This window comes from Porphyrobacter sp. AAP82, from assembly GCF_000331285.1.
GTDB lineage: Bacteria > Pseudomonadota > Alphaproteobacteria > Sphingomonadales > Sphingomonadaceae > Erythrobacter.
The window spans coordinates 163,382-189,708 of record NZ_ANFX01000012.1; the positions used below are offsets into that span (position 1 = coordinate 163,382).

Consider the following 26,327-nt stretch of genomic DNA (forward strand, 5'->3'; position numbering starts at 1 on the left):
CTAAATGGGCCCTCATCAGACGCCGGGCCGGGCCCGGTCTTGCGGCGCAGCTTCCTCGCATCCCGCCGCTGTTCAGGAGTTGAGATAATGGGTATTGGTTCGCTGTGGCACTGGATCATCGTCTTGCTGATCGTGCTGGTCCTGTTCGGGCGCGGCCGCATCTCCGAGATGATGGGCGATTTCGGCAAGGGCATCGCGAGCTTCAAGAAGGGCCTCAGCGAGACCGAGGAAACCGCCGCCAAGGCCGCCCGCATCGAGCCGCCCGCAGCGCCGGCCGAAACCCCCGCGCCGAGCCTCGACAAGACCGACGGCACCGGCGCCTGATCCGCACCTTTCCCTGACCGCAGCGCAGGCACCCTTCCATGTTCGATGTCGGCGCCGGAGAGCTGCTGGTCATCCTGATCGTCGCCGTGGTGGTGATCGGGCCCAAGGACCTGCCGCTCGCCATGCGCACCGCAGGCCGCTGGATCGGCAAGATGCGCCGCATCTCGGCCCATTTCCGCAGCGGGATCGACGCCATGGTGCGCGAGGCCGAGCTGGAGGAAATGGAGAAGAAGTGGAAGGCGCAGAACGAGGAAATCATGCGCCGCTCCGCCGCGCTGACCGAAGCCGAAGCGGGCGCGCCGGTGATGACCGGCCCGCCTCCGCTGGACAAGTCGCTGGTGGATACCCCCCCGCCGCCGCTGCCCGAGACTGCCGCCACACCGCCGCAGCCTGAAGCGCCCGCCGCTCCCGACGCGTCCACCAAGGGCACGAGCGCCGATGTTTAAGATCGATGACCTCGACGAGACCCGTGCGCCGCTGCTCGACCACCTGATCGAGCTGCGCACCCGCATCGTGCGCGCGCTGCTGGCGCTGGGAGCGGGCTTTGCGGTGTGCCTCTATTTCGCCGACGCAATCCTCGGCATTCTGGTCTGGCCGCTGAAGCAGGCCTTCCCCGAGGGACAGGGTCAGCTGATCTTCACCAAGCTTCCCGAAGTGTTCTTCGTCGAGCTGAAGGTCGCGCTGTTTGCCGGCTTCATGGTAAGCTTTCCGGTGATCGCCAACCAGCTGTGGGCCTTTGTTGCCCCGGGCCTCTATGCGCGCGAGAAGAAGGCTTTCCTGCCGTTCCTCTTCGCAACGCCCGTGCTGTTCGGTGCCGGCGCCTCGCTCGCCTATTTCATCGTCATGCCGACCGCCTTCAAGTTCTTCCTCGGCTTCGGGGGAGAGGCTGGGGGCCTTCAGGTCCAGGCGCTGCCGAGCGCGGGCGAGTATCTCAACCTCGTGATGCAGTTCATCCTCGGCTTCGGGGTGACCTTCCTTCTGCCGGTGCTGCTGCTGCTGCTCCACCGGGCGGGGATCGTCAGCCGTGACCAGATGGTGGCGGCGCGGCGCTATGTGATCGTCGGCATCTTCATCATCGCCGCGATCGTGACCCCGCCCGATCCGGGCTCGCAGATCATCCTTGCGCTGCCGCTGCTGGTGCTGTTCGAGGTCTCGCTGGTGCTGATGCGCTTGCAGGAAAAGGCGGTGGCGGCCGACAAGCTCGCGCGCGAGGCGGAAGCGGCGGCGGCCGAGTAGCTACTGCGCCTCGCGCACCTTCACGCCGGCGATCCACACCTGAAGCACCCTGGTCTCGCGCAGCGCCTGGGGCGAGGCGAACAGCGGGTCGCGGTCGACGATCAGGAAATCGGCGCGCTCGCCCGGGACGAGGCGGCCGAAGCGGCCATCGGCGAACCCGGCAAAGGCGGCGTCCGCAGTGAACCCGGCAAGGGCCTGTTCGCGGGTCACGCTCTCCTGCGGGAACCACCCGCCGAAGGGCTCGCCCCGGGCATCGGTGCGGCTGATCGCGGCGGCCATCCCGGCCCAGGGATCGGCGGGCTCGACAGGCGCGTCCGAACCGAAGGCCAGGCGCCCGCCGGCTTTCAGCACGCTCCGCCACGGATAGGCGCCCGCGAGCCGCTCCGGCCCGAGCCGCGCTTCGGCCATCAGCCGGTCGGAGGTCTGGTGCAAGGGCTGCATCGAGGCGATCGCGCCATGCCGGCCGAGCAGCGCGATATCGGCCGGATCGACGATCTGCGCATGCTCGATCCGCCAGCGCCGGTCTCCCTTGTAGCTTTCCGAAAGCTCGCCGATCGCCGAGAGCACCTCGGCATTGGCAGCATCCCCGATGGCGTGAACGGCGGTCTGGAAATTGTCCATCGCCGCGCGGCTCATCAGGTTCCTGAGCTGCGAAGGGCTGAGCAGCGGCAGGCCCTTGGCGCCAGGATCATCGTGATAGGGCGCCTTGAGCACCGCGCCGCGCGATCCCAGCGCGCCGTCGAGATAGAGCTTGACCCCGCCCATCCGCAGCCGGTCATCATAGAGCCACACCGTCGGCTCGGGCCCGGCGACGGTCTCGAGAGTGTCGATGCTGTCGGCATAGGACATGATGCGGATCGCGAGGCGCCCGGTGTCGCCCGCGCGGCGGAAGGTGTGCCAGTCGGCAAGGCTTGTCCCCATGTCGGCGACCGCGGTGATGCCGTAGCCGAGCAGCACCTCCTGCGCCTTGGCGAGCGCAAGGTCGCGGTCTTCGGGGCGCGGGGCGGGGACTTCCTTCTGCACCAGCAAAGCCGCATTGTCGACGAAGACCCCCGCCGGATTGCCCCTGGCGTCGCGGATGATCCTGCCGCCTGCCGGATCGGCGGTCTTCGCGGTGACGCCGGCGGTGCTGATCGCGAGGCTGTTGCCCCAGGCCGCGTGGCCATCGACCCGTTCGAGCCACACCGGCCGGTCGCTGACCACGGCATCGAGCTCGGCCGCCGTCGGGAAGCGGCCGAGGCCCCACTTCTCCTGGTTCCAGCCGCGTCCAAGGATCCACGGGCGGCCCTCGTTTTCGGCGGCGAAGGCCTTGATCTTGGCGAGCGCCTCCTCGAGCGAATTGGTGTCCGACAGGTCCAATGTGAGCGCGCCGAACCCGATGCCCATCACGTGGACATGGGCGTCGATCATCCCGGGCAGCATCACCCGCCCGCCGCCATCGACGAGGAAATCGGTGCGCGGGCGCTTGTCGGAGCGCTCGAGCACCTGCGTGATCGTCCCGTCGTCGCCAAACACCAGGCCCGAGAAGCGCCTGACCTTGCCTGCGGCGTCGATCGTCACCCCGTCGACATTGTCGACCAGCGTATCGGCCAGAGCGGGCGCGGCGAGCACGAGGGCAAAAACGGTGGCAAGAAGGCAAACGCGGCGCATGGCAATCCTTGAGCAGGGCTGAGGCCCGTGGTGCCTATCGGCTTATGCGCGGCTTGCCAACTTTCACCCCCGCACAGAAATCCTTTCGCGCGTCAGGCCCCAAGCGACATTGCCCTTGCGCGCCCGAGGCTCTAATCGCCTCGTCACCATGTCGACACAGCTTGCCGCATCGAACCCCAAGGGCGCCGCCGCGTCCCCGGCCGACCTTACCCTCGACGATGTCCGCGCCGCCGCCGCGCGGATCGCGGGCGCGGTGGTCAACACGCCGATGATGCATTCGATCACGCTGTCGGAGATTACTGGCGCGGATATCTGGCTGAAATTCGAGAACCTCCAGTTCACCGCCGCCTACAAGGAGCGCGGGGCGCTGAACGCGCTGCTGTTGCTGACCGAAGAACAGCGCGCCCGCGGCGTGATCGCGGCCTCGGCGGGCAACCACAGCCAGGGCCTCAGCTATCACGGCACCCGCTTGGGCGTGCCCGTCACCATCGTCATGCCCAAGCCTACCCCCACCGTGAAGGTGATGCAGACCGAAAGCGTCGGCGGCAAGGTGGTGCTGGAGGGCGAGACCTTCGACGAGGCCTATGCCCACGCGAGGGAGCTCGAGGGCGAACTGGGCCTGACCTTCGTCCACCCCTTCGATGATCCGCATGTCGCGGCGGGCGCGGGCACGGTGGCGCTGGAAATGCTCAGCGTGAAGCCCGATCTCGATTGCATCGTCACCCCGATCGGCGGGGGCGGGCTCATTTCGGGCATGGCGACGGTCGCCAAGGCGCTCAACCCCGCTATCGAGGTGGTCGGCGTGCAGGCCGGCCTGTTCCCGAGCATGTTCGACCGCATCAAGGGTGCAAGCCTGCCTTGCGGGGGCGACACGCTGGCCGAGGGCATCGCGGTCAAGGTGCCCGGCGACTTCACCTCCAAGGTGATCGCGGAGCGGGTGGACGATATCGTGCTGGTCGACGAGCCGGCACTGGAAAAGGCGGTCGCGCTGTTGCTCCAGATCGAGAAGACCGTGGTTGAGGGCGCGGGCGCGGCGGGGCTGGCGGCGGTGCTGCGCAACCCGGCGCGGTTCGCGGGCAAAACCATCGGCCTCGCGCTGTGCGGCGGCAATATCGACACGCGCCTGCTCGCCAATGTGCTGCTGCGCGATCTTGCCCGGCAGGGTCGCCTTGCGCGCCTGCGGATCACCTTGCAGGACCGCCCCGGCGCGCTGTTCCGGGTGATGCGCCTGTTCGACGAGCACAACGTCAACATCATCGAGATCTATCACCAGCGCATCTTCACCACGCTGCCGGCCAAGGGCCTGATCACCGATATCGAATGCGAGGCGCGCGATGCCGAGCAGGTCGAACGGCTGGTCGAGGGCCTGCGCGCCAACGGCTATTCGGTGCAGCTGGTCGAACTCGGCTGATTTTTCTGACAATTCGGTGAGCGCGATCGGGGCATTTGTCCCGGTTTGCACCATTGCGGGCGCGGTTTGCCGTCGCCGCCCCCGCTCTCAAGTCGTTTTCGCGACATTTTCATGGTTGAGGGACTTTTACCGGAGCGAAGGTGTGGGCATAAGATTTTCTTAACACTTTCCCACCCGCGATTCATCGCACGAAGGACAGGCCCCGCACGTGACGGCACCGATCCGCTTCCCCCGCTTCTTCGTGACGAGCCCCGCGCCGTGCCCCTATTTGCCGGGCCGCAGCGAACGCAAGGTGTTCACCGAGCTGAAGGGGCCGCATGCCGACCAGCTGAACGAGGCCCTGGGCCGGATCGGCTTCCGCCGCAGCCAGACGGTTGCCTATCGCCCGTCCTGCCTCGATTGCCAGGCCTGCGTTTCGGTGCGGGTGGTGGCGGGCAGGTTCAAGCCCTCGGCCACGCAGAAGCGCGAACTCAAGCGCAACAGCGATCTCATCGTCACCGAATGTCGCCCCTGGGCGACCGATGAACAGTTCGAGCTGCTTTCGCGCTATCTTGGCCAGCGCCACCCCGATGGCGGGATGTCGGCGATGGACGAACTCGATTATGCCGACATGATCGAACACACGCCGGTCACCAGCGTCGTCACCGAATATCGCGAGCCCGGGCCGGGCGGCAAACCCGGCCGTCTGGTCGGCGCCTGCCTGACCGACCGGCAGGGCGATGGCCTGTCGATGATCTACTCCTTCTACGATCCCGATCACCCCGAACGCGCGGGGCTGGGCAACTTTATTATCCTCGATCATATCCGCCGCGCCGCAGCTGAGGCATTGCCCTATGTCTATCTGGGATATTGGGTCGAAGGCTCGCCGCGCATGCAATACAAGGTCCGCTATCGCCCGCTCGAGAGGCTCACGCGCGAAGGCTGGCAGCTGATGGAGAAAGGCGAACAGCATCGCCTGATCGCCGCAGCCACAGCGCCGCGCCGCCCGCAGGACGAAAGCCTCGCCGGTGCGCGGGGCAAGGATGGCCAGCCTGTCAAGTTCCCCGCGACCTGAGACGGCAAGGCGTCTCTCGCTCGGTCTCGCCATTGCCGCAGGATTGGGTAACGCCGCGCTGGCGCTGGACGGCGCGCCGGTGGCGGCGGCCGTGCAGCAGGAGGGGCCGGCGCAGGCCGGCCGCAGCGAACAACCGGATGCCGGCGCGCCGCCCGCTGCGCCCGCGCCCGCGCCGGCCCCCGCACCCGTGCCGGACTCGCTCGATGATCTGATCCCCGAATCCGCCCTCGCCGATCCGGAGGGCTGGGCGGCCAGCGGGGTTGCCGATCGGGCAGCGGTGAGCGAGCCGGTCGTTCCGCTCTCCGAGGTGCCCGATCCGGCCTTCGATGCCGCCTTCGCCGAGCCTGATGCCGCCGCGGGCGGCGCCCCGCTTCCCGAAGGCCCATCCGCGCTCGCCGAACTCGCCATCCCCGAGCCGCAGCCGCTCCCGCCCGATCCCGAGCTTGAAGCGCTCGCCAGCATCAGCGACCCGGTGCTCGCCGCAGCGCCCGAACTGGCCGAAACGCGGGTCAGCGGCACATTGGTGCTCGCGCTCCCCGCCGACCCCGAAGCCTTCCCCGAGAAGGATGAATTCGTCGATCGCTTCCGCGACCTGTCGACCTTGCGCGCGCTCGATGACGGCGTGGAGGCCGCCCCCCAGGTCGCCGCCCGCGCCCGCGCGGATGCCGAGCTGCTCGGCGATATCCTGCGCACTTACGGCTATTACAGCGGCGAGGTGGTGCGCCAGCTTTCGGGCGGGCGGCGCGCGGGTGAGGCGGCGGGGGAGGAGGATGCCGAGGCCGCCGCCCGCGAACCCAGCGTGCGCTTCGATATCCTGCCGGGTCCGCGCTACAGCTTCGGGCGGATCGACCTCGGCGAGATCCCGGCGCTCCCCGAACCCGATGCCAGCCGCCTGATCGAGGCCTTCGGCATCAAGACCGGCGACCCGCTCTATGCCGACCGCATCGTCGAGCGCGAGCTGAACTTGCGCGTCGCATTGGGCGAAAGCGGCTATCCTTTCGCCAGGGTCGAAGAGCCGCAGCTGCTGATCGATCATGCGCGTATCGCCGGCGATCTCACCCTCACCGCGCGCCCGGGCGGCAAATATGTGTTCGGGCAAGTGGTCAGCAATGATCCGCGCTTCCTTTCGGGCAGGCATCTTGCGCGCATCGCCCGCTTCGATGCGGGCGACACCTTCCAGCAAAGCCTCGAGACCGACCTCAGGCGCGCGATCATCGCCACCGGCCTCGTCTCGAGCGTCACCATCACCCCGCGCGAAACCCGCGCGCCCGCAGATGGCCAGCCGGGCGAGGTCGCGCTCGATGTGGCGATGGAGCGCGCGCCGTTGCGCACCATCGCGGGTGCGATCGGCTACGGCACCGAGGACGGCTTCAAGCTTGAGGGGCGCTGGGAACACCGCAACCTCTTCCCGCCCGAAGGCGCGCTGCGGCTGCGCGGGATCGTCGGCACGCGCGAGATGCTCGGCAGTGTCGGCGTGCGGCGCAACAACTTCCTCGGGCGCGACCAGGTGCTGACCGTGGACCTCTTCGCCAGCGACATCACCACCCAGGCGGTGGATTCGCGCGGGGGCGGGGTGCGCGCGACCTTCGAGAAGATTTCCAACATCCTGTTCCAGAAGCCGGTCAGCTGGCAGGTGGGCGGCGAGCTGATCTACACCGACGAGCGCAACCGCAACGCGCACACCGCGCCCGGCGTGCTGGTGCCGCGCCAGGCCTATCTGATCGGCGGGCTGTTCGGCAGCGTGACGCTCGATGAAAGCGACGACCTGCTCGATCCGAGCGAGGGCTGGCGCGCGACCCTGTTCCTCGCGCCCGAGGTCTCGCGCAGTAGCGGGATGCAGAGCTTCTACCTGCGCGCGCAGGGCGATGCGAGCTATTACCAGTCATTGGGAGATCTGGTGCTGGCAGGGCGGGTGCGCGCGGCGACCATCCAGGGGGCAAGCGTCGACGACATCGCGCCCTCACGCAGGCTGTATGGCGGCGGCGGGGCCTCGGTGCGCGGTTACGGCTTCCAAGGCGTCGGCCCGCGCGATGCGCTCGGCAATCCCACCGGCGGCACCTCGCTGGTCGAATTCTCGCTCGAGGCGCGCGTGCCGACCCCGCTGCTCGGCGGTGCGATCGAGGTCGTGCCTTTCATCGACGGCGGATCGGTGGCGCGCGGATCGACCCCCGATTTCGACGAGATCCGCTTCGGGGCGGGCGTCGGTATCCGCTACAAGACGACCTTCGGCCCGATCCGCGTCGATGTCGCCGCCCCGCTCAATCCGACCGCATTCGATAGCCCGGTGGTGGTCTATGTCAGCCTCGGGCAGGCATTCTGATGGCGGACGGGCTGATGGCGGACGGGGCGCAGGGCACCGCGACGGCGCGCGCGCGCCGGGAGGCGGGCCGGCGCTGGGGCAGGTGGCTGGGCTGGGCGTTCGGGCTGCTGCTCGCGCCGGTGCTGCTCGTCGCCCTGTTGCTTGCGACCCCGATCGGCAAGCGCTTCGTCGCCGACCAGATTGCGGCCGTCGCCCCCGCTTCGGGCCTGCGCTTCACCGTCGGGCGGATCGAGGGCGATATCTACGGGCAGGCGGTGCTGCGGCAGGTGACGGTGAGCGACCCCAAGGGCGCCTTCCTCACCATCCCCGAGGTGCGGCTCGACTGGCGGCCTGTGAACTGGCTGTGGAGCGGGCTCGACATCCGCGAGGTGACCGCAAGGCGCGGCCGGCTGACGCGGCTGCCCGAACTGCTCCCCGGCGATCCCGATGCGCCGCTGCTCCCCGATTTCGATATCCGGGTCGACAAGCTGGTGGTCGAGGACCTGACCATCGCCAAGGGCCTCGCCACGCCGCGTGACGAGCGGGCGAACCTCTCCGCCAAGGTCGATATCCGCCAGGGCCGCGCGCTGATCGACGCGCGCGGGAGGCTGGGCGCGCGGGACCGTTTCGCACTGCTGCTCGATGCCGAGCCCGACGGCGACAGGTTCGTGCTTTCGGGCGATGCGCTTGCGCCTGCCGGCGGAGTGCTGGCGGGGCTGGCGAAGCTTGAGGCAGGCTATGCCGCGCGGATCGCGGGCGACGGGACGTGGACGCGCTGGCGCGGCGCGGCGGTCGCGCGGGCGATCGGCAGCGCGGCGGACCGGCCGGTCGCGGCGCTGCGCATCACCAATGACGCAGGCCGCTACGGGGTGCTGGGCGAGCTGCGCGCAGGGCTGGGCGATGCGACCATCGCCGCCCGCGCACTGGGCGAGACCACCGCGCTCGCCGCCAGCTTCACCCTTTCGGGCAGCGTGATCGATGGCCGCGCGGCCGCGGTTTCCACCGGGCTCGATGCGCGCCTCAGCGGCCTTGCCGACCTTGCCGACAAGGTGGTGGACGGCGCGCGTGTGCGGCTGGGCTTGCGCAATCCCGATCTGTTCGGCCCGAACCTGAGGCTCGAACGCGCGGCGCTGGTGGCCGATCTGACCGGCGACTTCGACGATCTGGGCATCAAGCACGAGATCGCGGTCGGGCGCCTCGCCGTGCAATCCGTCACCGCCACCGGACTTGCCCAGACGGGCCGCGCGCGGCTCGATGGAGCGGTGCTGAGCCTGCCCCTTGCGCTCACCGCGCAAGCTGTGACGACCGGTATTGCCCAGGCCGATCCGCGGTTGGTGAAGGGGCGGGCAAGCGGCCTTCTCACTTACGATTTCGCCAAGGGCGCGCTCGCCGCCGACCGCGCTGACATCACCTTCCCCGGGCTCGGCGCGCAGCTTTCCCTGCAAGGTGACATCCCCGCGGGCGCCTATGCCATCGCCGGGCCCGTCACCGCCAGCCGCCTCAGGGTCGAGGGCGCGGGCGAGGTCACCGCCAATGCCAAGATCCTCGCCAAGTTCGGCCCCGCCGTGCCGTGGAGCCTGCGTGCCAATCTGGCCGGCGTCCTCGGCCGCATCGGCAATGCCACGATCGTCAATCTTGCGGGCAATGAGGTGCGCTTCAAGGGCGAGCTCGGCATGGGGGCGGGCCAGCCGATCATCTTCAGGAACACCGCCATCACCGCCCCGCGCCTCACCGCACGGCTCGACAGCAAGGTCGTCACCGGCGGCGGCGTGACCCGCACCGTGCTCGCAGGGCAAGGACGGCAGGCACAATATGGCCCGTTCCGCTTCGATGCCGAGATCGCCGCCGATGGCCCGCGCGCGGTGCTGGTGCTCGCCGATCCCTACCCCGCAGCTGGGCTCAAGGACGTGCGCATCGCGCTCGCACTCAGCAAGGAGCGCTTCGGGCTCGATGTCGAAGGCCAGTCGCTGCTCGGTGCATTCGACGGCGCGCTCGAGCTGTTCCTGCCCGAGAACGCGCCGACGCGGATCGCGGTGGGCCGGCTCGATGTCTACCGCACCACCGTCACCGGCGAGGTCATGCTGCTCGACGCGGGCGTCTCGGGCGATCTCCGGCTGGCGGGCGGCGGGGTTGACGGGACGCTCGTCTTCCGGCCGCAGGGCAAGGGTGTGATCGGCTTTGCGGTCGATCTGGCGGCCCGCAATGCGAGCTTCGGCGGGGCGACCCCGATCACCATCGCCCGCGCCGATATCGATGCCACGGGCCGCATCGCTGATGGCAGCACCAGCCTCGATGCCGACATCACCGCGAGCGGCTTCGAATATGGTGGGCTGTCGCTGGCGAACCTCACCGCGAGGGCCGCCATCACGGACGGGCGGGGCAAGGTCACCGGCACGCTCTCCGGCCGGCGCGCGGACCGCTTCGCGCTCAATTTCGACGCCAATGTCGCTCCGGACCAGATCGCCGCGGCGGCGCGCGGGCAGTATGGCAATGCCCGGATCACCATGCCGCGCCGCGCGGTGCTCACTGCACAGGAGGCAGGCGGCGGCTGGAGCCTCGCGCCGACGCAAGTCGGCTTCGGCGGGGGCTTTGCAATCGCCCAAGGCAGCTTCGGTGGCGGCACCACCGCGCTCAATCTGCAATTGTCGAAGATGCCGCTGCGGCTGCTCGATCTGGCGGGTGCGGACTTGGGCCTCGGCGGGCGGCTGACCGGGATCATCGACTATCGCCAGTCGGGCCGCGACGCCCCGACCGCGAAGGCGCGCGGGCGGATCGAGCGGTTCAGCCGCGCCGGGCTGGTGCTCTCCTCCAAGCCCGTGGGCGTGCTCGCCGTCGTCGATCTCGGCGCCGACCGCCTGACCGCCGCCGCGCGCCTGTTCGAGGGCGAGGAGCGGCGCGGCGACGTCTCGCTGGCGGTGCTCGGGCTTGCTCCCGATGGCCCCTTGGGCGAGAGGGTGATGCGCGGCCGGCTGGGTGCACGGCTCGCCTTCGATGGCGCGGCCGAGACCCTCTGGCGCCTCGCCGCGGTCGAGGCCTTCGACCTTGCCGGCCCCGTCAGGATCGATGCCCGCGCCACCGGCACGCTCGCCGATCCGCGCATCACCGGCAATGTCGCCAGCGACGATCTCACCGTGCAAAGCGCGCTCACCGGCACCCGAATCACCGGCGTCAAGGCGCGCGGACGGTTCGCCGGATCGCGGCTCGAACTGGCGAGCTTTGCCGGGCAGACCGGCGGCGGGGGCACGGTGAGCGGCAGCGGCACGGTTGACCTTGCGCAGATGAGCCGTGCGCGCGGCCCCACGCTGGATCTGCGCGCGGCGGTGAGGAACGCGCGGCTGCTTGATGCCAATGGGCTCGAGGCGACCATCACCGGCCCCTTGCGGATCGTCTCCAACGGCATGGGCGGCACCATCGCCGGCCGCGTGAGCGTCGATCGTGCACGCTGGGCGCCGGGCAACGCCGCCGAGGACCGCGCCCTGCCGCGCATCGCCACGCGCGAGATCAATGGCGAGGACGGGCGCACACGGGCGCAAGGCTCGGGCCGCGACGCGGCGTGGCGCTACCTCGTCAACGCCAGCGCCCCGGCGCGCGTCACGGTCGAGGGGCTGGGACTGGAGAGCGAATGGGGCATCGACATTGCCTTGCGCGGCACCGTCGCCGACCCGCGCATCGGCGGCACCGCGCGGCTGGTGCGCGGCGATTACACCTTCGCCGGCACGCGCTTCGATCTGAACCGCGGGCGGATCCTGTTCGACGTGGGCGAGGCGATCAACCCGCGGCTCGACATCCTCGCCGAAACCGCCAAGAACGGCACCAATGTCGATATCGCGATCACCGGCAATGCCCGCTCGCCGAGCATCACCTTCTCGAGCGATCCCTCGCTTCCCGAGGAGGAAATCCTCGCGCGGCTGCTGTTCGGCGGTTCGGTCACCTCGCTCTCGGCAACCGATGCCGTCCAGCTCGCCGCAGCGCTGGCCGCACTACAGGGCGGGGGCGGGGGGCCCGACCCGATCGGCTCGCTGCGGCGCACGATCGGGCTCGACCAGCTGCGGATCGTCAGCGCCGACCCGCTGACCGGGCGGCAGACAGGGATCGCGATCGGCAAGAACATCACCCGGCAGATCTATGTCGAACTGGTCACCGACGGGCGCGGATACAGCGCGACCCAGGTCGAATACCGCATCACCAGCTGGCTGGCGCTGCTGGGCACGGTCTCGACCATCGGGCGCGATTCGGTGCTGGTCCAGGTGAGTAGGGATTACTGAGGAGGTGCGGCCCCGCCAGCCCTAGCCGCCCTCGCTCATGTACAGTTCCGCCTCCGCGGCGCGGCGGCGCACCAGCCCCTGCAACACCCGCCCGCCCGCGCGCGTCCAGCGCGAGAATTCGTGCGCGGCGCCCGCGTAATCGCCCGCGATGTGCTTGCGGGTCAGCGTCGCGGTGCGGATCGCGCCGGTGTTGTAGTGGAAGCTGACCATCGCATCGAACTGGCTCTGGGTGGTGAGCGCGGGGCCGATCGCCTCGGCGACATCGGCGGCATAGCGGACCAGATCGGCAGCAAGGCGCGAATCGCATTGCGCCTGCGTCCAGCGCGTGCCGGGGCCGATCCACGAGCCGTTGAAGAAATCGCGCCCGGTCGCGCCCCAGCCGATCGTCCACGGCTCGTCGCCGGTGGCGGGATCGGGATAGGCCTCGACGGTGCCGTCACCGCACAGGCGCGCGCAGCCCTCGAAACGCTTGATGAGCGCGATGCCCGCCGCGCCGACATTGCGGCTGGACGAGGCACGCAGATTGGCGGGCAGGCCGGCAAGCTCGCGCAGATAGGCGATCAGCTTGGTCGAATGCGGGTAGGTCATGGAGAGCCTCTTCTTGCGTGAAGTGAGGCCCGACGATTCAGCACGTTTCTTGCGAGTAGGAAAATGGTTTCGTGCAGCGCGAGGCACGGGGGTGACAAGAGCTCTTGACTGACAAGAGTTCTTGTCTGTAAAGAGCTCTTGTCAGGAAACGGGGCGATTCGGAACAATCCCTGCTCCGGGGCCGGAATGCGAACCATCAACAGATGTCGGAAGCGAACGTGGAAAACCGTCTGAAACACTACCGCGACGAAAAGGGCTGGAGCCAGGGCGAGCTTGCCCGGCGGCTTGGCGTGTCGCGGCAGACGATCAACGCGGTCGAGACCGACAAGTACGATCCCTCGCTCCCCCTCGCGCTGCGCATGGCGCGCCTGTTCGGGGTGGCGGTGCCGGATCTGTTCATCGATCACTGGGAGCCTGTAGAATGATGACCGAGGAAAAGTCCCCCGAGACCCCGCGCACCCAGACCCCGAAATGGGTCAGGAAGCTGCTGATCCCGATGCTGATCGGGGGCGTTGCGGGCTATGCCGGCGCTGCCGCGGCGCTGCATTTCATCGACAGTTCGGCCGTTGGCGGGCTCGGCAAATCGGCGACCATCGCCGCGCTGGTGGCGGTGCTCTACATCATCATCGGCCTCGGCGTCGCGCTGGGCACGGCGAGCCCCAAGGTCGGCGCGCGGTTCCTCAATGTCGAGGATGCGGACGAACTGCGCGAACAGAAGAAGGTCCTGACCGGTTCGGGCGCGGCGATGGTGCTGTGGGGTGCGGCGCTGATGGCGCTGGCCTTTGCGGCCCCCGACGGCCCGCTGCCGCAGGCTGCGGCGCTGGCGCTGGGCGCGGGCGGGCTGGTGATCGGCACGCTGCTCTCGATCCCGGCCTACCGGCTGAGCGACGAGCTGATGCGCGCGGTCAACCTCGAGGCGGGCGCGCTAAGCTACGGGCTGATGCTGCTGTTTGCCGGCGGCTGGGCGATGTTCGCGCACCTCGGCTATGTCGCCGGGCCCGCGCCGCTCGACCTGCTGTCGCTGTTCTATGTTGTGGTGCTGGTGGCAAGCTTCATCGCCGTCGGCCGCCGCGGGATGCTGATGCCGCGCTGACCCCCGGGGACGCGCAAGAAAAAAGGGGCGCCTGCCGGCTGGCAGGCGCCCCTTTTCGTTGGGTGTGCCGGCGGCCTCAGAACTTCCAGGTCGCGGTGCCGCGGATCACCTGCGCATTGGCATCGGCGCGGGCGATCGTCGAATCGAGCGCGGCGCTGATCTGCACCGGCCCTGTGCCGAAGGTGGCGCTCACGCCCACTTCGCCCCAGGTCCGGTCGGCCGTGCCGAGCGCGAAGGCCGCGTCCGGGCCCGTGCCGCTGGTGAAGTTGGCGTTGAGCACGTTCGGACCCTGCTCGAGCTCGCGCACCAGCTGGGCGTTGGCATTGAGCACCACCGACTTGCCCTTCTTCTGCCAATCGAAACCAGCGCGCAGCTGCGTGCTCTTGTAGGTTTCGCGGTCGAAGCTCAATGCCAGCGTTCCGCCGCTTTCCTTGGTGCGGGTGAAGGCGATGCTGGCATAGCGCGCCTCGATCCCCGGGGAGATCGTGCCGGCCGAGGTTTCCAGATCATAGGAGACGCCAAGCGCGCCCGAGACCAGCAGGTCGTCAGAACTGGATTCGAGCGTCTGCGGCGCGTTCAGGAAGGTCACGGTGCGGCGCGTGTCGATGCCCACGCTGCCCATGCTGAACTGGCCGTCGACTGCAACGCCGCTGGCGAAATCGTGACGCATGTAGAGCGAGGCCGCATAGGTGTCGCTCTGGATGCTCTGGCCCAGCGGCACGTCGGCGTCGATCGTGCTGTAGTGGCCCGAAATGCCGATCATCGTGCTGTCGCCCGGGTAGAACTCGGCCCCGCCGGCCAGATACCAGCCCGAATACTCGGTCGGATCGGCGAGGAACTGCCCGGCGATCTGGTTGCCGGCTTCGTAGCCCGGAAGCGAAACTGCCTCGCCCGAGATGTAGCCGCCCGACAGGAACAGGCCGACATTGTCGGGCAGGTCCGCATCGTGCAGCTCGGTCTCGCCGTCGCCTTCCTGCATGCCCATCAGCGCCCCGCCCATCGGCTGCATGGCGGGCGCGAGCCCGGCCTGGGCCATTTCGAGCGGACGCCCGGTGATCGCCACCTTGCCCCCGGCGCGCGACTTGTCGGCCTCGCGCAGGCGGGCATCGTTGAAGTTTTGCAGCAGGTTGACCGATTGCGCCGCGAGCGAGCGGACCGCCTGCTCGTTGACCGGCGCAAGCCGCGCGAAGGTGCCGCGGATCGTGTCGACCGTCGCGAAGTCAAGCCCGTAGAGCGCGCTCAGCGAGGTGTTGGCGCGGTTCTGGTCGAACAGCTGGGCATAGGCGACCTGGGCCGGATCATTGGCGTTGATCACCGTATTGTAGCTCGCCGCGTTGACCTCCATCAGCACCGCATTGGGCTGGTAGATGAAGTTCTGGCTGAGGATCGGCGAGATCGTGCGCGCGGTGAAGGTGCCGCTCACCCCGCCCGTGGCGGTGAGGATGGTGTAGCGCTCGCCGAGGCCGTTGACGCGCGAGCTCACCCCGGTGCCGATGCCCACCACGCCGCCGACACTGGCCTGCCCGGTGACCGCGAGGCGATCGGAGGCGGTGCCGGTGCCGAGGTCGACGAGGAAGGTCGAGCCCGAGGACATCACCAGGTTGCCATCGATCGTCAGCGTGCCGGCGGTGCCCATCGTCGCGGGCGAGAAGACGCCGGTGACGCTGGTCAGGAACGGCGCGCGGACCGTGCCGGTTCCGCCCAGCATGCCGGCGAACAGGGTGTAGTCGCCGACCGAGGCAAGCCGGCCATTGACGTTTACCGTCCCGCCGAACTGGCTGACGTCGATCAGCGAGGTGAGGTTGCCCGCGGCAGCGACGCTGAGCCCGGCAGCGCCGCGCACCGTCAGCCGGTCGATGGTGACCGTGCTGGACAGGGTGGTGGTGCCGGTCTGGCTCAGGGTCACATCGAAGAAGCGCGGGTCGACGCGGGTCGTCGGCGTGGTCACCGCGTTGACGTTGTTGGCGACAAAGCCGGTCGCGCCGGGCAGGCCGTTGGCGAGCGTCGGGGCGGGCAGGGTGACGGCGTTCGCCTGCGGGGCGACTTCCGACACCAGCGCCGTGCGCGGGCCGGTGGTCGTGGTGGTTGCAGCGCCTTCGCCGGTGCCGGCAGTGGCGAGATTGAAGGTCGCACCGATCCCGCCGACATCTTCGAGCGAGACTTGCGCACGGCCATTGGTCATGTTGCCGGCTGTGTTCTGCGAAGGCGGACGGGTGTCGATGAAGTTGCCGGTCGCCTGGTCGACGCAGCCGTCACCGGGAGCTTCGAACTCGACGCAGATCGCGCCGAAATCGCCGCCGGTCCCGTTCGGGCCGAGCTCGGGCGTGGTGGGCAGGCCGTTGACGACCTGGCCTTGCGCGTTGATCACGCGGTAGGCCGGGTCCAGCAGTGTCACCCAGCGGGTCGAATCTTCCCAGTTACCGTCGCCGGCGGTGGTGCCGACATAGCGGTAGGGGTTGGTCGCGGCGATATACTGCCAGTAAAGCGAGAGCGGCTGGTAGAAGCTGGTCGTCCCGATCGAGCTGAACGCCTGGCCGCCGAAGAAGCGCGAACCGCCCGACAGCACGCCGATCACCAGATCCTCGTTCGAGAGCCGGTTGTTCGCCGCATCGAGGATCAGCGGACCGCCCGAATCCCCGCCGGCGGTGGTGCCTTCGTTGGGCAGGGCATTATCGCGGTGAACGTTGATGTCGCGGGACGGCACGCGGTTCTGCGAATCGAAGTCGAGCTGGTAGAGGTTCTGCGGGAAGGTATCGGGCCCGGGGCCGAACAGGACATTGTCCTGGTCATCGAGCGAGAAGAACCCGCCGAGCATGTTCTCGGCCGCGCGGCGGCGGAAGTCGATGCCGTTGATGGGGCCCTGGGTCGCATTGCCCGAAGCGCCGTAGCCGGTGATGTTGACGTGGTAACCGGTGCCGCGCACCGGATCGCTGGTCGCAGGGGTCGGCAGGGTGCTGAACAGCAGCGCCCAGGTCGGGATGCCGACCGCCGGGGTATCGAGCGCGGCGAGCGCGATGTCGGCCTCGATGAAGCCGAGCCCGCCCGCGTCCTGCAACGAGCGCTGGTCGTAGAACACGCGGCTGATGTTGTAGACGGCAAGGTTCGGGTTCGAACGGAAGTTGTTGGCGAACCAGTTCTGGAAGCCGGGCAGCGCGTTGACGTTGAACGAGAAGGCGGCGGCGATGTTGGCGGCGTTGTAGGCCTCCTCGGGCACGTCGTTGACGCAGTGCGCGGCGAAGATGACGGTGCGCGGGTTGATCAGCGTGCCGGTGCACACGAACCCGTCGGCGCGGAAGAACATGCCGACGCCGCGGAACTTGTCAGGGGTGTCGACGATATCGGCGCGGGTCTTGGTCTCGTTGGGAACCACGGCGTGGGCCGGGGTGGCGAGAGCGGCGATCGACAGGGCGGCAAGGGCCGTGCCCGCCAGAAACTGGCGGCGCGGAGCGGACAACGTCTTCATGGGCGTTCTCTCCATTGGGATTCGGTCGTGGGATCGACCGTCTGATGGCAGTCTAACGGCGCACAAGAGCTTCCGACAATTGCGGTTCGCCAGCTGTGGCTGCAAATGTGTCCCACTGTTGCAATAATGTGTCAGCGCCGCAATGTGCAGCCGGATGCGTGGCAGGTGTTGGCGCCTGGGGGCCGCGCGCGCGGACCGGCTGCGGCAGCGCACGCCTGCCAACCCCGGCGGGCGGGAAAGTCCAAGCAAAAGGGGCGGGAGGATCGCTCCTCCCGCCCCCTTGTGACGCATTCGGCCGGGCCGGATTACATCGAGTAGTACATGTCGAATTCGACCGGGCACGGCGTGGTTTCGGTGCGGATCACCTCTTCCCACTTCAGTTCCATGTAGGCTTCGATCTGGTCCTTGGTGAACACGTCGCCCTTGAGCAGGAATTCGTGATCGGCAGCCAGCGAGTCCAGCGCTTCACGCAAGCTGCCGCACACGGTCGGCACCTCGGCGAGTTCGGCCGGGGGCAGATCGTAGAGGTTCTTGTCCATCGCCTCGCCCGGGTGGATCTTGTTCTCGATCCCGTCGAGGCCCGCCATCAGCAGCGCCGAATAGGCAAGGTAGGGATTGGCGAGCGCATCGGGGAAGCGGAATTCGACGCGCTTGGCCTTTTCGCCGGCACCGTAGGGAATACGGCACGAGGCCGAACGGTTGCGCGCCGAATAGGCCAGCAGCACCGGCGCCTCGAAGCCCGGCACCAGACGCTTGTAGCTGTTGGTGGTCGGGTTGGTGAAGGCGTTCAGGGCCTTGGCGTGCTTGATGACGCCGCCGATGTAGTAGAGGCACATTTCCGACAGGCCGGCATATTCGTTGCCCGCAAACAGCGGCTTGCCGTCCTTCCAGATCGACATGTGGGTGTGCATGCCCGAGCCGTTATCGGCCTTGATCGGCTTGGGCATGAAGGTCGCGGTCTTGCCATAGGCATGGGCGACCTGGTGCACGACATACTTGTAGATCTGCATGCGGTCGGCGGTCTGCACCAGCGTGCCGAAGGTCAGGCCGAGCTCGTGCTGGGCAGCGGCGACTTCGTGGTGGTGCTTGTCGCAGGGCAGGCCCATTTCGAGCATGGTGGAGACCATCTCGCCGCGGATGTCGACCGCAGAATCGACCGGCGCGACGGGGAAGTAGCCGCCCTTGGCGCGCGGACGGTGGGCGAGGTTGCCGCTGTCATATTCCTTGGCGGTGTTGGTCGGCAGTTCGATATCGTCGATCGAGAAGCCCGAGCCGGCATAGCCGTCCTCGAAGCGCACGTCGTCGAACATGAAGAACTCGGCCTCGGGGCCGACATAGACGGTGTCGCCAAGGCCGGTCGACTTCAGGTAGGCTTCGGCGCGCTTGGCGGTGGTGCGCGGGTCGCGCGCATACCAGTCACCGGTCGAAGGCTCGACGATGTCGCAGTTGATGATCAGCATCGGCGTGGCGCTGAAGGGATCGACCCAGGTTTCGGTGAGGTCGGGCTTCAGGATCATGTCGGATTCGTTGATCGCCTTCCAGCCGGCGATCGACGAGCCGTCGAACATCAGGCCGTCCTCGAGCTCGTCCTCACCCATCACGCCGGCGACCATGGTGAGGTGCTGCCACTTGCCCTTGGGATCGGTGAAGCGCAGATCGACCCACTCGATTTCCTCGTCCTTGATCTTCTTCAGGACGTCTTTTGCTTTCGACATTTTGGTATTGCCTCCAAGTATTTGGTGCCGGCCCGCCCCCGTGGCAGGCTGGAGAGGAAAAGGGTCAGATCGCCTCGTCGTCGGTCTCGCCGGTGCGGATCCGCAGCGCGCTTTCGATGGCGGTCACGAAGATCTTGCCGTCGCCGATGCGCCCGGTCTGGGCGGCCGACGCGATCGCTTCGACGACACGTTCGGCCTGCTCGTCGGCGACCACGACTTCAAGCTTCACCTTGGGCAGGAAGTCGACGACATATTCGGCGCCGCGGTAAAGTTCGGTATGGCCCTTCTGGCGGCCGAAGCCTTTTGCTTCGGTGACGGTGATGCCGGACACGCCGATTTCGTGCAGCGCCTCCTTCACCTCGTCGAGCTTGAAGGGTTTGATGATCGCCTCGATCTTTTTCACGTCGTCCCCGTTCGGTTGGGCCCATCCGCGCCTGGCAGATTGCTGACCGATTCTTAACAAGAACCGTGCCAAGCTGCGTGCCAGGCCCAGGGTGCGGCCTTGAACGATCCTTGCCGCTTGAAGACTCAAGGGAGCGGATGTCTTTCGCCTGTCACGGCCGGTTAGCAACATTATGGTGCACCGCGCAATGGTGCACAGCATCTCATCGCGCCGTGCCTATATTTTAAGCAAACCTTGCCGTCAGCCTAAGCGCAGACCCGTTGTCTCGGGCAGGCCGCACATGATGTTGAGGTTCTGGATCGCGGCCCCCGAAGCGCCCTTGCCGAGGTTGTCGAGCCGGGCGATCAGGCGGGCCTCACTGCCGTCGGAATTGGCGAACACGAACAGTTCCATACCATCGTGCGGGGCGCTGTCTGCATTGATGAGCAATTCGCCGGGTGCCTCGTGCGGGCCGTGCACGGCGATGACCGGACCCGCGAAATAGAAGGCCGCCAGCGTCTCGCGCATCGCCTCGATCTGCGGGGCATCCGGCATGGCACCGAGCGCCAGCGGAACATCGACCACCATCCCGCGATGGGCAGGGATCACGCTGGGCGAAAACACCGGCGGGCGGGCAAGGCGCGCATAGGCCTGCATCTCGGGCAAATGCTTGTGGCCAAGGGCGAGGCCATAGGCGCGAAAGGAGATAGTCGGATCGGCCTCGAACCGGTCGATCAGCGCATTGCCCCCGCCCGAATAGCCGCTTACCGCGTTGACGGTGTAGGGAAAGTCGGCGGGCAGCAGCCCCGCGCGCACCAGCGGCGCGACGAGGGCGAGGAAGCCCGTGGGGTAGCACCCGGGGTTGCTCACGAATTGGGCATTGGCGATCGCCTCGTGCCCGATCAGTTCGGGAAAGCCATAGGTCCACCCCTCGGCCACCCGGTGCGCTGATGAGGCGTCGATGATGCGGGTGCCGGAGCCCTCGGCCAGCTTCACCGCCTCCTTCGCGGCCTCGTCCGGCAGGCACAGGATGGCGATGTCGGCAGCATGGAGCGCGTCGCGGCGGGCGGCCTCGTCCTTGCGCTGGGCATCGTCCAGGACGATCAGGTCGAACTCGCCGCGCCCCAGCAAACGCTCGCGGATTTCGAGGCCCGTGGTGCCCGCAGCCCCGTCTATGAACAGCCGGACCGCCACCGCGCGTCAGGCGTCAGCGGGGGCGAGGTCGCTCGCCCGGCACCAGCCGGCAGGGCCCTGAGGCCCGGGGCAACCCCACACCCATTCGCCCGCCACATCGAGCAGCTCGAAGCGGCTGGCGGGGGGAAGCTGGGCGAACTCCTCGGCATCGGCACGCGGAGAGAGGCGCAGCCCTGCGCCCGCCGCGCCGACGGTGCGCACATGGGGGATGACATAGTGCGCGGCGAGATGCGTTCCTGCCAGCGCCATGTGCGCCAGATCGCCGCGCAGGGGCAGGCTGCCGGGCGCAGGGCGCTCGACCGGACCTTCGAGGCCTAGCACGCCCGCAGGCACTGCATAGTCACTGTCGTTGCGCGTCGCGCCGTTCATCTGGCTTCTGGCTTCCCGATTTTGGCCGATACTGGTGCCGCCGCTGCGTCTCCCCAAGCGCGGTGTGGCAGGCCCGTTAGCGGCAAGCGGCCCGCTCGGCAAGCTTAGCCCGCGTAACGGCTGCGGATGGCATGCCACGATGCGCGCAGGCCGAGGCCGCGTCCGCCGCGCGCACGGCCGGGCTTGGGAGCGGGCATCCAGGCGAACGTGTCGAAATGGACCCAGTCGATCGGCGTTCCGTCTTCCCTCGCGCCGACGAAGCGGTCGAGGAACAGCCCCGCCACGCTCGCTCCGGCAAAGGGATTGGGCGCGGAGTTCGCCATGTCGGCAATGTCCGAGGCGAGGTATTCGCGGTAGGCATCATGCAGCGGCAGGCGCCAGGCGGGGTCGTCATTGGCGCGGCCCGCGGCAAGGAAGGCCTCGGCGGTCTCGTCGCGGCGGGCGAAGAGCGCAGGGAGATCCGGCCCCAGCGCCACGCGCGCCGCCCCGGTCAGCGTGGCGAAATCGACAATCAGATCGGGGTTCTCCTCCGAGGCGCGGGTCAGCGCATCGCCGAGGATCAGGCGGCCTTCGGCATCGGTGTTGTCGATCTCCACCGTCAGCCCCTTGCGGGTCTTGAGAATATCGCCCGGGCGGAAGGCATTGCCCGAAATGGCGTTCTCGACCGCGGGGACGAGGAGGTGCAGCCGCACTTTCAGCCGCGCCGCCATGATCAGCCCGGCAAGCGCGATCGCATGCGCTGCGCCGCCCATGTCCTTCTTCATCAGGCGCATCCCCGCCGGCGGCTTGATGTCGAGCCCCCCGCTGTCGAAGCACACGCCCTTGCCGACCACCGCCAGAACGGGGTTCGCCGGATCGCCCCACACGAGGTGCATCAGCCGCGGCGCGTGGTGCCGCGCGGCGGCGCGCCCGACCGCATGGATCATCGGATAGTCCTGCTCGAGCGCATCGCCGCGAATGACCGTCAGTTCGGCCTTGTGCGCCTTGGCAAGCCTTTCGCACTCGGCCTCGAGCGCGGCCGGGCCCATGTCCTCAGGGGGCGCGTTGACGAGGTCGCGCAGAAGAAGTTCTGCTTCTGCTTCAGATACATAACCGTCAATCTGCCCGACCTGCCCGGTCAGCAGCACGCGCGGGCCTGAGGCCTTGTCCTCGCTCTTGTAGCGGGCGAAGCGGTATTGCCCCGTCACCCATCCGAACATCGCCGCGCCCGCCTCGGCATTGGCGAGGCGGTAGGTGCCCTCGGGCAGTTCCTCGGCGAGCTTGGCGAGGCACCAGGCAGAAAGGCTTTCGGGGTTTGCCACGCCCCCCACCGCCATCCACGCATCGCCATCGGGAAGGATCGCGGTCTGGAAGCCGACCCCCTCGAACTTCTGCGCGGCAAGGCTGGCGCGCTGGACCGGCAAGAGCGCCTTGGCGAAGGCTTCAAAGCCGTCCTTGCTCATGAGATGGATGGCAGTCGCGGGCTCGCCGCGGTCGGGACGGATCAGGGCTTTGGCTTCATGCATTGCCGTTCCATAATCGCCGGCGCCCCGATGTCACCAGCAGATTCGGGCCGGGCGAGGGAGAGTGCGGATGAAAGTTCCTGAAATGTTCCACGTGAAACATTGGCTGTCCGGCCGCGCAGGGGCAGCTGCGCTGGCGCTGGCGGTGCTCGCCGCGTGTTCCTCGCCCGAGGAAATTGCCGCCAAGACCGGCACAGCGGCAAGCGCCAAGCCCCCGGCCCCGCCCAAGCCGCCCGCGCCGGCGCCCTCCAAGGTGACCTTCGAGGACACTGCCAGCCAGGGCGAGGCAACCCGCGACTTCCCCTATTCCTGGCCCGCCAAGGCCACCGCGATCCCCGTCCTTGCCGCGCACCTCACCGCCGAGCGCGACCGGCTGCTCGCCGAACAGAAGGCCGAATGGCAGGAGGCGCTGGTCGAGCTTGCCGCCGACGAATGCGGGGCCTGCACCAACCGTTCCTACGAAAAGACCTGGGACGTGGTCGCCGATCTGCCGCGCTTCCTCTCGCTCTCGGCGGCGTGGAATGCCTATTCGGGCGGGGCGCACGGCAATTACGCATGGGACGCGCTGGTCTGGGACCGCGAGGCGATGACCGCCTTCGATCCCAAGACGATGTTCACCTCGCCCGCCGCGCTCCAGGGCGCGCTCGGGGGGGCATGGTGCAAGGCCCTGACAGCCGAGCGGATCAAGCGGCTGGGCGAATACGCCGATGACGGCATTTTTCCCTGCCCGCCGATCGCCGATCTGACCGTTCTTGTAGGATCCTCCGACCGCAAATCCTTCAACCGCATCGGTCTGATCGCTGCGCCCTATGTGGCCGGCTCCTATGCGGAAGGCGAATACGAGGTGACGCTCAAGGTCACGCCCAAGGTGCTGGCTGCGGTAAAACCCCGATACCGGGCGGCTTTCGCGGTGGGAAAGTAGCAATCGGAGCTTGGCCACGCTATGTAGGGGCCATGCACGATTATCAACTCGTCGACGGCGACACCACCGTCTACCGCGATGGCTCCATCAAGCTCCACACGCCTGCGGGGTTCGAAGGGATGCGCAAGGCCGGGCGCCTCGCCGCCGAAATCCTCGATGCGCTGGCCGATATGGTCAAGCCGGGAGTGACGACCGGCGCATTGGACGATGCGATCCGCGGCATGATGCTCGATGCGGGCGCGATTCCCGCGACATTGGGCTACCGCGGCTATGCGCATTCCTCCTGCATTTCGATCAACCATGTGATCTGCCACGGAATTCCGGGCGACAAGGTGCTCAAGGATGGCGATATCCTCAACATCGACGTCACCCCGCTGGTCGATGGCTGGCACGGCGATACCAGCCGCATGTTCTACGCGGGCGAGCCTTCGCTGAAGGCAAGAAAGCTCGTCGAGGTGACCTATGAGTGCATGATGCTTGGCATCGCTGCGGCCAAGCCCGGCGCGAGGCTCGGCGATATCGGCGCGGCGATCGAGGCGCACGCCAACCAATTCCGTTACGGCGTGGTGCGCGAATTCTGCGGGCACGGCCTCGGCCGCCTGTTCCACGACGCCCCCGAAGTGGTCCACGCCGCCCGCGCCGGCACGGGGCCGGAATTGAAGCCGGGGATGTTCTTCACCATCGAGCCGATGATCAACCTCGGCAAGCCCTGGGCCAAGGTGCTCGGCGACGGCTGGACCGCGGTGACGCGCGACAAATCGCTCTCCGCGCAGTTCGAACACTCGATCGCGATCACGGAAGACGGGAACGAGATTTTCACGAAGAGCCCGACGGGGCGGGACTGCCCGCCTTATGTGTGACGGCACAATCTGACCTTCACGCCTCTCCGGGCTTGACGCGGGACGGGGGAGCGGAGGTGAGGGGTGGCTACAGGAAAAGCACTGCCAGACCTACGCTCATCACCACCACCAGCCCCACCGAAAACCCCAGCATCGCGATCACCGGTTTTGTCACGCGCCCGTGCAGCACCCAGTCGTATCCGGCCGAGACGAGCACCGTGATCGGCACCTGCACCGCGATTGCGACCGGATCGGGCAGGCCCAGCACTTGCACCACGCGGGCATAGGCCGGGGTCATCAGCGCCAGCGTCGCGATCAGCATCGCCTGCCGGTGGGCGGCGATGTCGCGGCGGCGGGCGTAATGGATCGCGAGGAAATAGAGCGGCACGAAGGTCGCGAAAGCGGCGAGGTTCACCACCGTCACCTCGGGCCGGCCGAGTTCCAGCCCGATGCGCCACGAGATCACCCCGCCGCTCACCAGCATGGCGCCGACGAGTGCGATCGAGGCGCGGCCGGTCGCGCGGTGGGCCGCAAGGCGGTATCTGGCGGCGAGGAAGCTCTGGCTCGCCAGCAGGATCAGCCAGGCAATCATGCTCCCGGCGTGGAACACCACGATAGGCGTGTAGCGCGCCTGCACCTCAGGGTGCGCCGCAGCCTTGAGCGCGAAGGCGAACAGCGTGAACGCCAAGAGACCGAGCGCAATCCGGCCCATCAGCAGGTGCCCGCGGGTGTGGCTTTCTGGCGCTCTCACTAGTTCTCCCTCGCGGCGCGGATCGCGGCCCCGGCGGCGAAGGGGGCGATGGCCAGCAGCCCGAGACTTATCGCTCCAACGAAGCCGAGGCTCACAGGATCCTGCCGCGCCAGCGCGCCCGCGCCGAAGATCAGGATCGGCAGGGCCAGCGGGATCAGCAGCAGCCCCGAAAGCGCCGCGCCTGCGCGCAAGGAAGCGGTCAGCGCGGCGATCATCAAGCCGATGGCGGCAAGGCCCGGCGTGCCAGCCAGCAGCCCCAGCAGCAGGATGTCGAAGGTCTCCCCCTCGATCTTGAGCAGGGCTGCGGCGGGGAAAGTCGCGATCAGCAGCGGCGGGCCGAAGCTCAGCCAATGGGCGAGGAGGCGCACCGCCATCATCGCTTCCTCGGCCAGCCCGCGCAGCTTGAGCTGGTCGAAAAAGCCCAGTGCGATGTCGCGCGCCACCAGCTTCTCGAGCGGCAGGATCGCCGCCAGCAGCGCCGCGATCCACACCACCCCGCCGCCGGTCTTCGCCAAGAGGTTGGCGTCGGGCCCCACCGCAAAGGGGAACAGCATGGCGACCGCGACGAAGAACACCACGGGAAGTGCGGCACCACTGCCTGTAAACGGGAAGAATTGTCCGAGGTCGCGGCGCAGGAGGGCGAGGATCATGCGTCATCCTCTTCAGGAGCGGGCGCGAAATCCTCGATCGCGAAGCTCGTCATCCCCGGCACGTCCAAAGCCTGGTGCGAGGCGATCAGCGCGATCCCGCCGCCGCCGACATGGAGCCGGATCAGGGCGGTCACCTTGGCAATCGTCTCGGCGTCGAGCCCCGAAAGCGGCTCATCGAGCAGCCAGATCGGCACCCCGCGATTGAGCAGCGCGGCGAGCGCCGCACGCTTCTTTTGCCCGGTCGATAGAAACCGCACCGGCACCTCGAGCAGCGGTGCCAGCCCGAGGATCGTGATGGCGCCGTGCGGACTGGTGCAGCCGTCGACCTGTTCCCAGAAGGCCAGCGCGCGGCCAAGCGGCAAGTCGGGATCGAGCCCCGTGCGCTCGTCGAGCAGGCCCAGGCTGCCCGCGCTGCGCACTTGCCCGGCATAGGGCGTCGCGAGGCCCGCCAGCGCGCGGATCAGCGTCGTTTTCCCTGCGCCGTTCGCGCCGGTCACATGGCATGCCGCGCCTGCCTCCAGCCGGAACGACAGCCGCCGGAACAGCAGCCTTTGCCCCCGCCGGCAGGCGAGGTTTTCGGCGGCGAGGAAGGGGGAGGGCGCTTGCATTGGGCCGCAGCG

At 68.2% G+C, this 26,327-nt stretch carries 22 protein-coding genes; 11 read left to right on the top strand and 11 right to left on the bottom strand.

The features are described from left to right. Positions 1-87: 87 nt before the first annotated feature. From D620_RS0102870 to tatC, 3 genes are read left to right on the top strand one after another with little or no spacing between them, the layout of a single operon-like run. Positions 88-324 carry a twin-arginine translocase TatA/TatE family subunit gene (locus D620_RS0102870; protein ID WP_017664282.1) on the top strand — a complete coding sequence of 79 codons (237 nt, stop codon included), beginning with the start codon at positions 88-90 and terminating at the stop codon, positions 322-324. A 38-nt stretch (positions 325-362) separates the two neighbouring features. Then, on the top strand, positions 363-770 hold the full coding sequence (gene tatB / locus D620_RS14540; protein WP_017664283.1) for a Sec-independent protein translocase protein TatB: 408 nt from the start codon (positions 363-365) through the stop codon (positions 768-770). Continuing rightward, complete coding sequence (gene tatC / locus D620_RS0102880) at positions 763-1,560, top strand: twin-arginine translocase subunit TatC (RefSeq protein ID WP_017664284.1); 798 nt, start codon at positions 763-765, stop codon at positions 1,558-1,560. Before tatB ends, tatC begins: the two co-directional genes overlap by 8 nt. Here tatC and D620_RS0102885 read toward each other — a convergent pair whose 3' ends face one another. Then, positions 1,561-3,210, bottom strand: coding sequence for an amidohydrolase (locus D620_RS0102885; protein WP_017664285.1), 1,650 nt, complete (start codon positions 3,208-3,210; stop codon positions 1,561-1,563). A 148-nt stretch (positions 3,211-3,358) separates the two neighbouring features. Between D620_RS0102885 and D620_RS0102890 the strand changes: the two genes are divergently transcribed. From D620_RS0102890 to D620_RS0102905, 4 genes are all read left to right on the top strand, one after another. Further along, positions 3,359-4,621, top strand: a complete 1,263-nt coding sequence (locus D620_RS0102890) for a threonine ammonia-lyase (protein ID WP_017664286.1) — start codon at positions 3,359-3,361, stop codon at positions 4,619-4,621. A 208-nt stretch (positions 4,622-4,829) separates the two neighbouring features. Then, positions 4,830-5,675, top strand: a complete 846-nt coding sequence (locus D620_RS0102895) for an arginyltransferase (protein ID WP_017664287.1) — start codon at positions 4,830-4,832, stop codon at positions 5,673-5,675. 43 nt (positions 5,676-5,718) lie between these two features. Next, complete coding sequence (locus tag D620_RS0102900) at positions 5,719-7,995, top strand: autotransporter assembly complex protein TamA (RefSeq protein WP_017664288.1); 2,277 nt, start codon at positions 5,719-5,721, stop codon at positions 7,993-7,995. Continuing rightward, complete coding sequence (locus D620_RS0102905; protein ID WP_017664289.1) at positions 7,995-12,239, top strand: translocation/assembly module TamB domain-containing protein; 4,245 nt, start codon at positions 7,995-7,997, stop codon at positions 12,237-12,239. The genes D620_RS0102900 and D620_RS0102905 overlap by 1 nt, the downstream gene beginning before the upstream one ends. A gap of 21 nt (positions 12,240-12,260) precedes the next feature. Here the strand turns inward: D620_RS0102905 and D620_RS0102910 are convergent, their stop codons facing one another. Next, positions 12,261-12,827, bottom strand: coding sequence for a lysozyme (locus tag D620_RS0102910; protein ID WP_017664290.1), 567 nt, complete (start codon positions 12,825-12,827; stop codon positions 12,261-12,263). 203 nt (positions 12,828-13,030) lie between these two features. Between D620_RS0102910 and D620_RS0102915 the strand changes: the two genes are divergently transcribed. Together D620_RS0102915 and D620_RS0102920 are read left to right on the top strand one after the other, a co-directional pair. Beyond that, a complete protein-coding gene (locus tag D620_RS0102915) occupies positions 13,031-13,252 on the top strand; it encodes a helix-turn-helix transcriptional regulator (protein ID WP_017664291.1) in 222 nt (73 codons plus the stop codon). Next, positions 13,249-13,920 carry a hypothetical protein gene (locus tag D620_RS0102920; protein ID WP_017664292.1) on the top strand — a complete coding sequence of 224 codons (672 nt, stop codon included), beginning with the start codon at positions 13,249-13,251 and terminating at the stop codon, positions 13,918-13,920. The genes D620_RS0102915 and D620_RS0102920 overlap by 4 nt, the downstream gene beginning before the upstream one ends. A gap of 76 nt (positions 13,921-13,996) precedes the next feature. On the opposite strand, the gene D620_RS0102925 is transcribed toward D620_RS0102920, so the two are convergent. The 6 genes from D620_RS0102925 to D620_RS0102950 form a co-directional block, all read right to left on the bottom strand. Continuing rightward, complete coding sequence (locus D620_RS0102925; RefSeq protein WP_017664293.1) at positions 13,997-17,383, bottom strand: autotransporter domain-containing protein; 3,387 nt, start codon at positions 17,381-17,383, stop codon at positions 13,997-13,999. Positions 17,384-17,688: 305 nt separating this feature from the next. Then, positions 17,689-19,098, bottom strand: coding sequence for a type I glutamate--ammonia ligase (glnA, locus tag D620_RS0102930; protein ID WP_017664294.1), 1,410 nt, complete (start codon positions 19,096-19,098; stop codon positions 17,689-17,691). A 64-nt stretch (positions 19,099-19,162) separates the two neighbouring features. Continuing rightward, a complete protein-coding gene (locus tag D620_RS0102935) occupies positions 19,163-19,501 on the bottom strand; it encodes a P-II family nitrogen regulator (protein ID WP_017664295.1) in 339 nt (112 codons plus the stop codon). Between the two features lie 240 nt (positions 19,502-19,741). Next, positions 19,742-20,674, bottom strand: a complete 933-nt coding sequence (argC, locus tag D620_RS0102940) for an N-acetyl-gamma-glutamyl-phosphate reductase (protein ID WP_017664296.1) — start codon at positions 20,672-20,674, stop codon at positions 19,742-19,744. A 6-nt stretch (positions 20,675-20,680) separates the two neighbouring features. Further along, the gene (locus tag D620_RS0102945) at positions 20,681-21,043 is read right to left on the bottom strand and encodes a hypothetical protein (protein WP_017664297.1); all 363 of its coding nucleotides are present in this window, start codon (positions 21,041-21,043) and stop codon (positions 20,681-20,683) included. A 104-nt stretch (positions 21,044-21,147) separates the two neighbouring features. Next, the gene (locus tag D620_RS0102950; RefSeq protein WP_017664298.1) at positions 21,148-22,548 is read right to left on the bottom strand and encodes a leucyl aminopeptidase family protein; all 1,401 of its coding nucleotides are present in this window, start codon (positions 22,546-22,548) and stop codon (positions 21,148-21,150) included. 67 nt (positions 22,549-22,615) lie between these two features. On the opposite strand from D620_RS0102950, the gene D620_RS0102955 reads away from it, so the two are divergent. After that, complete coding sequence (locus tag D620_RS0102955; RefSeq protein ID WP_155799952.1) at positions 22,616-23,467, top strand: DUF4163 domain-containing protein; 852 nt, start codon at positions 22,616-22,618, stop codon at positions 23,465-23,467. Between the two features lie 32 nt (positions 23,468-23,499). Beyond that, positions 23,500-24,327 (top strand): type I methionyl aminopeptidase, encoded by an 828-nt coding sequence (gene map, locus D620_RS0102960; protein WP_017664300.1) that lies wholly within the window; start codon positions 23,500-23,502, stop codon positions 24,325-24,327. Between the two features lie 67 nt (positions 24,328-24,394). Here map and D620_RS0102965 read toward each other — a convergent pair whose 3' ends face one another. Genes D620_RS0102965 through ccmA form a run of 3 tightly spaced genes read right to left on the bottom strand, consistent with a single transcriptional unit; the run spans position 24,395 to position 26,315 of the window. Beyond that, a complete protein-coding gene (locus tag D620_RS0102965; RefSeq protein ID WP_033376049.1) occupies positions 24,395-25,057 on the bottom strand; it encodes a hypothetical protein in 663 nt (220 codons plus the stop codon). Further along, positions 25,057-25,707 (bottom strand): heme exporter protein CcmB, encoded by a 651-nt coding sequence (locus tag D620_RS0102970; RefSeq protein ID WP_017664302.1) that lies wholly within the window; start codon positions 25,705-25,707, stop codon positions 25,057-25,059. Before D620_RS0102970 ends, D620_RS0102965 begins: the two co-directional genes overlap by 1 nt. Next, positions 25,704-26,315, bottom strand: coding sequence for a heme ABC exporter ATP-binding protein CcmA (gene ccmA / locus D620_RS0102975; RefSeq protein ID WP_017664303.1), 612 nt, complete (start codon positions 26,313-26,315; stop codon positions 25,704-25,706). Before ccmA ends, D620_RS0102970 begins: the two co-directional genes overlap by 4 nt. Between the last annotated feature and the right edge of the window lie 12 nt (positions 26,316-26,327).

Excerpts from the sequence above, each read along its gene's own strand:
- D620_RS0102870 (WP_017664282.1), top strand. The coding sequence starts at position 88 with ATGGGTATTGGTTCGCTGTGGCACTGGATCATCGTCTTGCTGATCGTG.
- tatB (WP_017664283.1), top strand. The coding sequence starts at position 363 with ATGTTCGATGTCGGCGCCGGAGAGCTGCTGGTCATCCTGATCGTCGCC.
- tatC (WP_017664284.1), top strand. The coding sequence starts at position 763 with ATGTTTAAGATCGATGACCTCGACGAGACCCGTGCGCCGCTGCTCGAC.
- D620_RS0102885 (WP_017664285.1), bottom strand. The coding sequence starts at position 3,210 with ATGCGCCGCGTTTGCCTTCTTGCCACCGTTTTTGCCCTCGTGCTCGCC.
- D620_RS0102890 (WP_017664286.1), top strand. The coding sequence starts at position 3,359 with ATGTCGACACAGCTTGCCGCATCGAACCCCAAGGGCGCCGCCGCGTCC.
- D620_RS0102905 (WP_017664289.1), top strand. The coding sequence starts at position 7,995 with ATGGCGGACGGGCTGATGGCGGACGGGGCGCAGGGCACCGCGACGGCG.
- D620_RS0102910 (WP_017664290.1), bottom strand. The coding sequence starts at position 12,827 with ATGACCTACCCGCATTCGACCAAGCTGATCGCCTATCTGCGCGAGCTT.
- D620_RS0102915 (WP_017664291.1), top strand. The coding sequence starts at position 13,031 with ATGTCGGAAGCGAACGTGGAAAACCGTCTGAAACACTACCGCGACGAA.
- D620_RS0102920 (WP_017664292.1), top strand. The coding sequence starts at position 13,249 with ATGATGACCGAGGAAAAGTCCCCCGAGACCCCGCGCACCCAGACCCCG.
- D620_RS0102925 (WP_017664293.1), bottom strand. The coding sequence starts at position 17,383 with ATGAAGACGTTGTCCGCTCCGCGCCGCCAGTTTCTGGCGGGCACGGCC.
- glnA (WP_017664294.1), bottom strand. The coding sequence starts at position 19,098 with ATGTCGAAAGCAAAAGACGTCCTGAAGAAGATCAAGGACGAGGAAATC.
- D620_RS0102945 (WP_017664297.1), bottom strand. The coding sequence starts at position 21,043 with ATGAACGGCGCGACGCGCAACGACAGTGACTATGCAGTGCCTGCGGGC.
- D620_RS0102950 (WP_017664298.1), bottom strand. The coding sequence starts at position 22,548 with ATGCATGAAGCCAAAGCCCTGATCCGTCCCGACCGCGGCGAGCCCGCG.
- D620_RS0102955 (WP_155799952.1), top strand. The coding sequence starts at position 22,616 with ATGAAAGTTCCTGAAATGTTCCACGTGAAACATTGGCTGTCCGGCCGC.
- map (WP_017664300.1), top strand. The coding sequence starts at position 23,500 with ATGCACGATTATCAACTCGTCGACGGCGACACCACCGTCTACCGCGAT.
- D620_RS0102970 (WP_017664302.1), bottom strand. The coding sequence starts at position 25,707 with ATGATCCTCGCCCTCCTGCGCCGCGACCTCGGACAATTCTTCCCGTTT.
- ccmA (WP_017664303.1), bottom strand. The coding sequence starts at position 26,315 with ATGCAAGCGCCCTCCCCCTTCCTCGCCGCCGAAAACCTCGCCTGCCGG.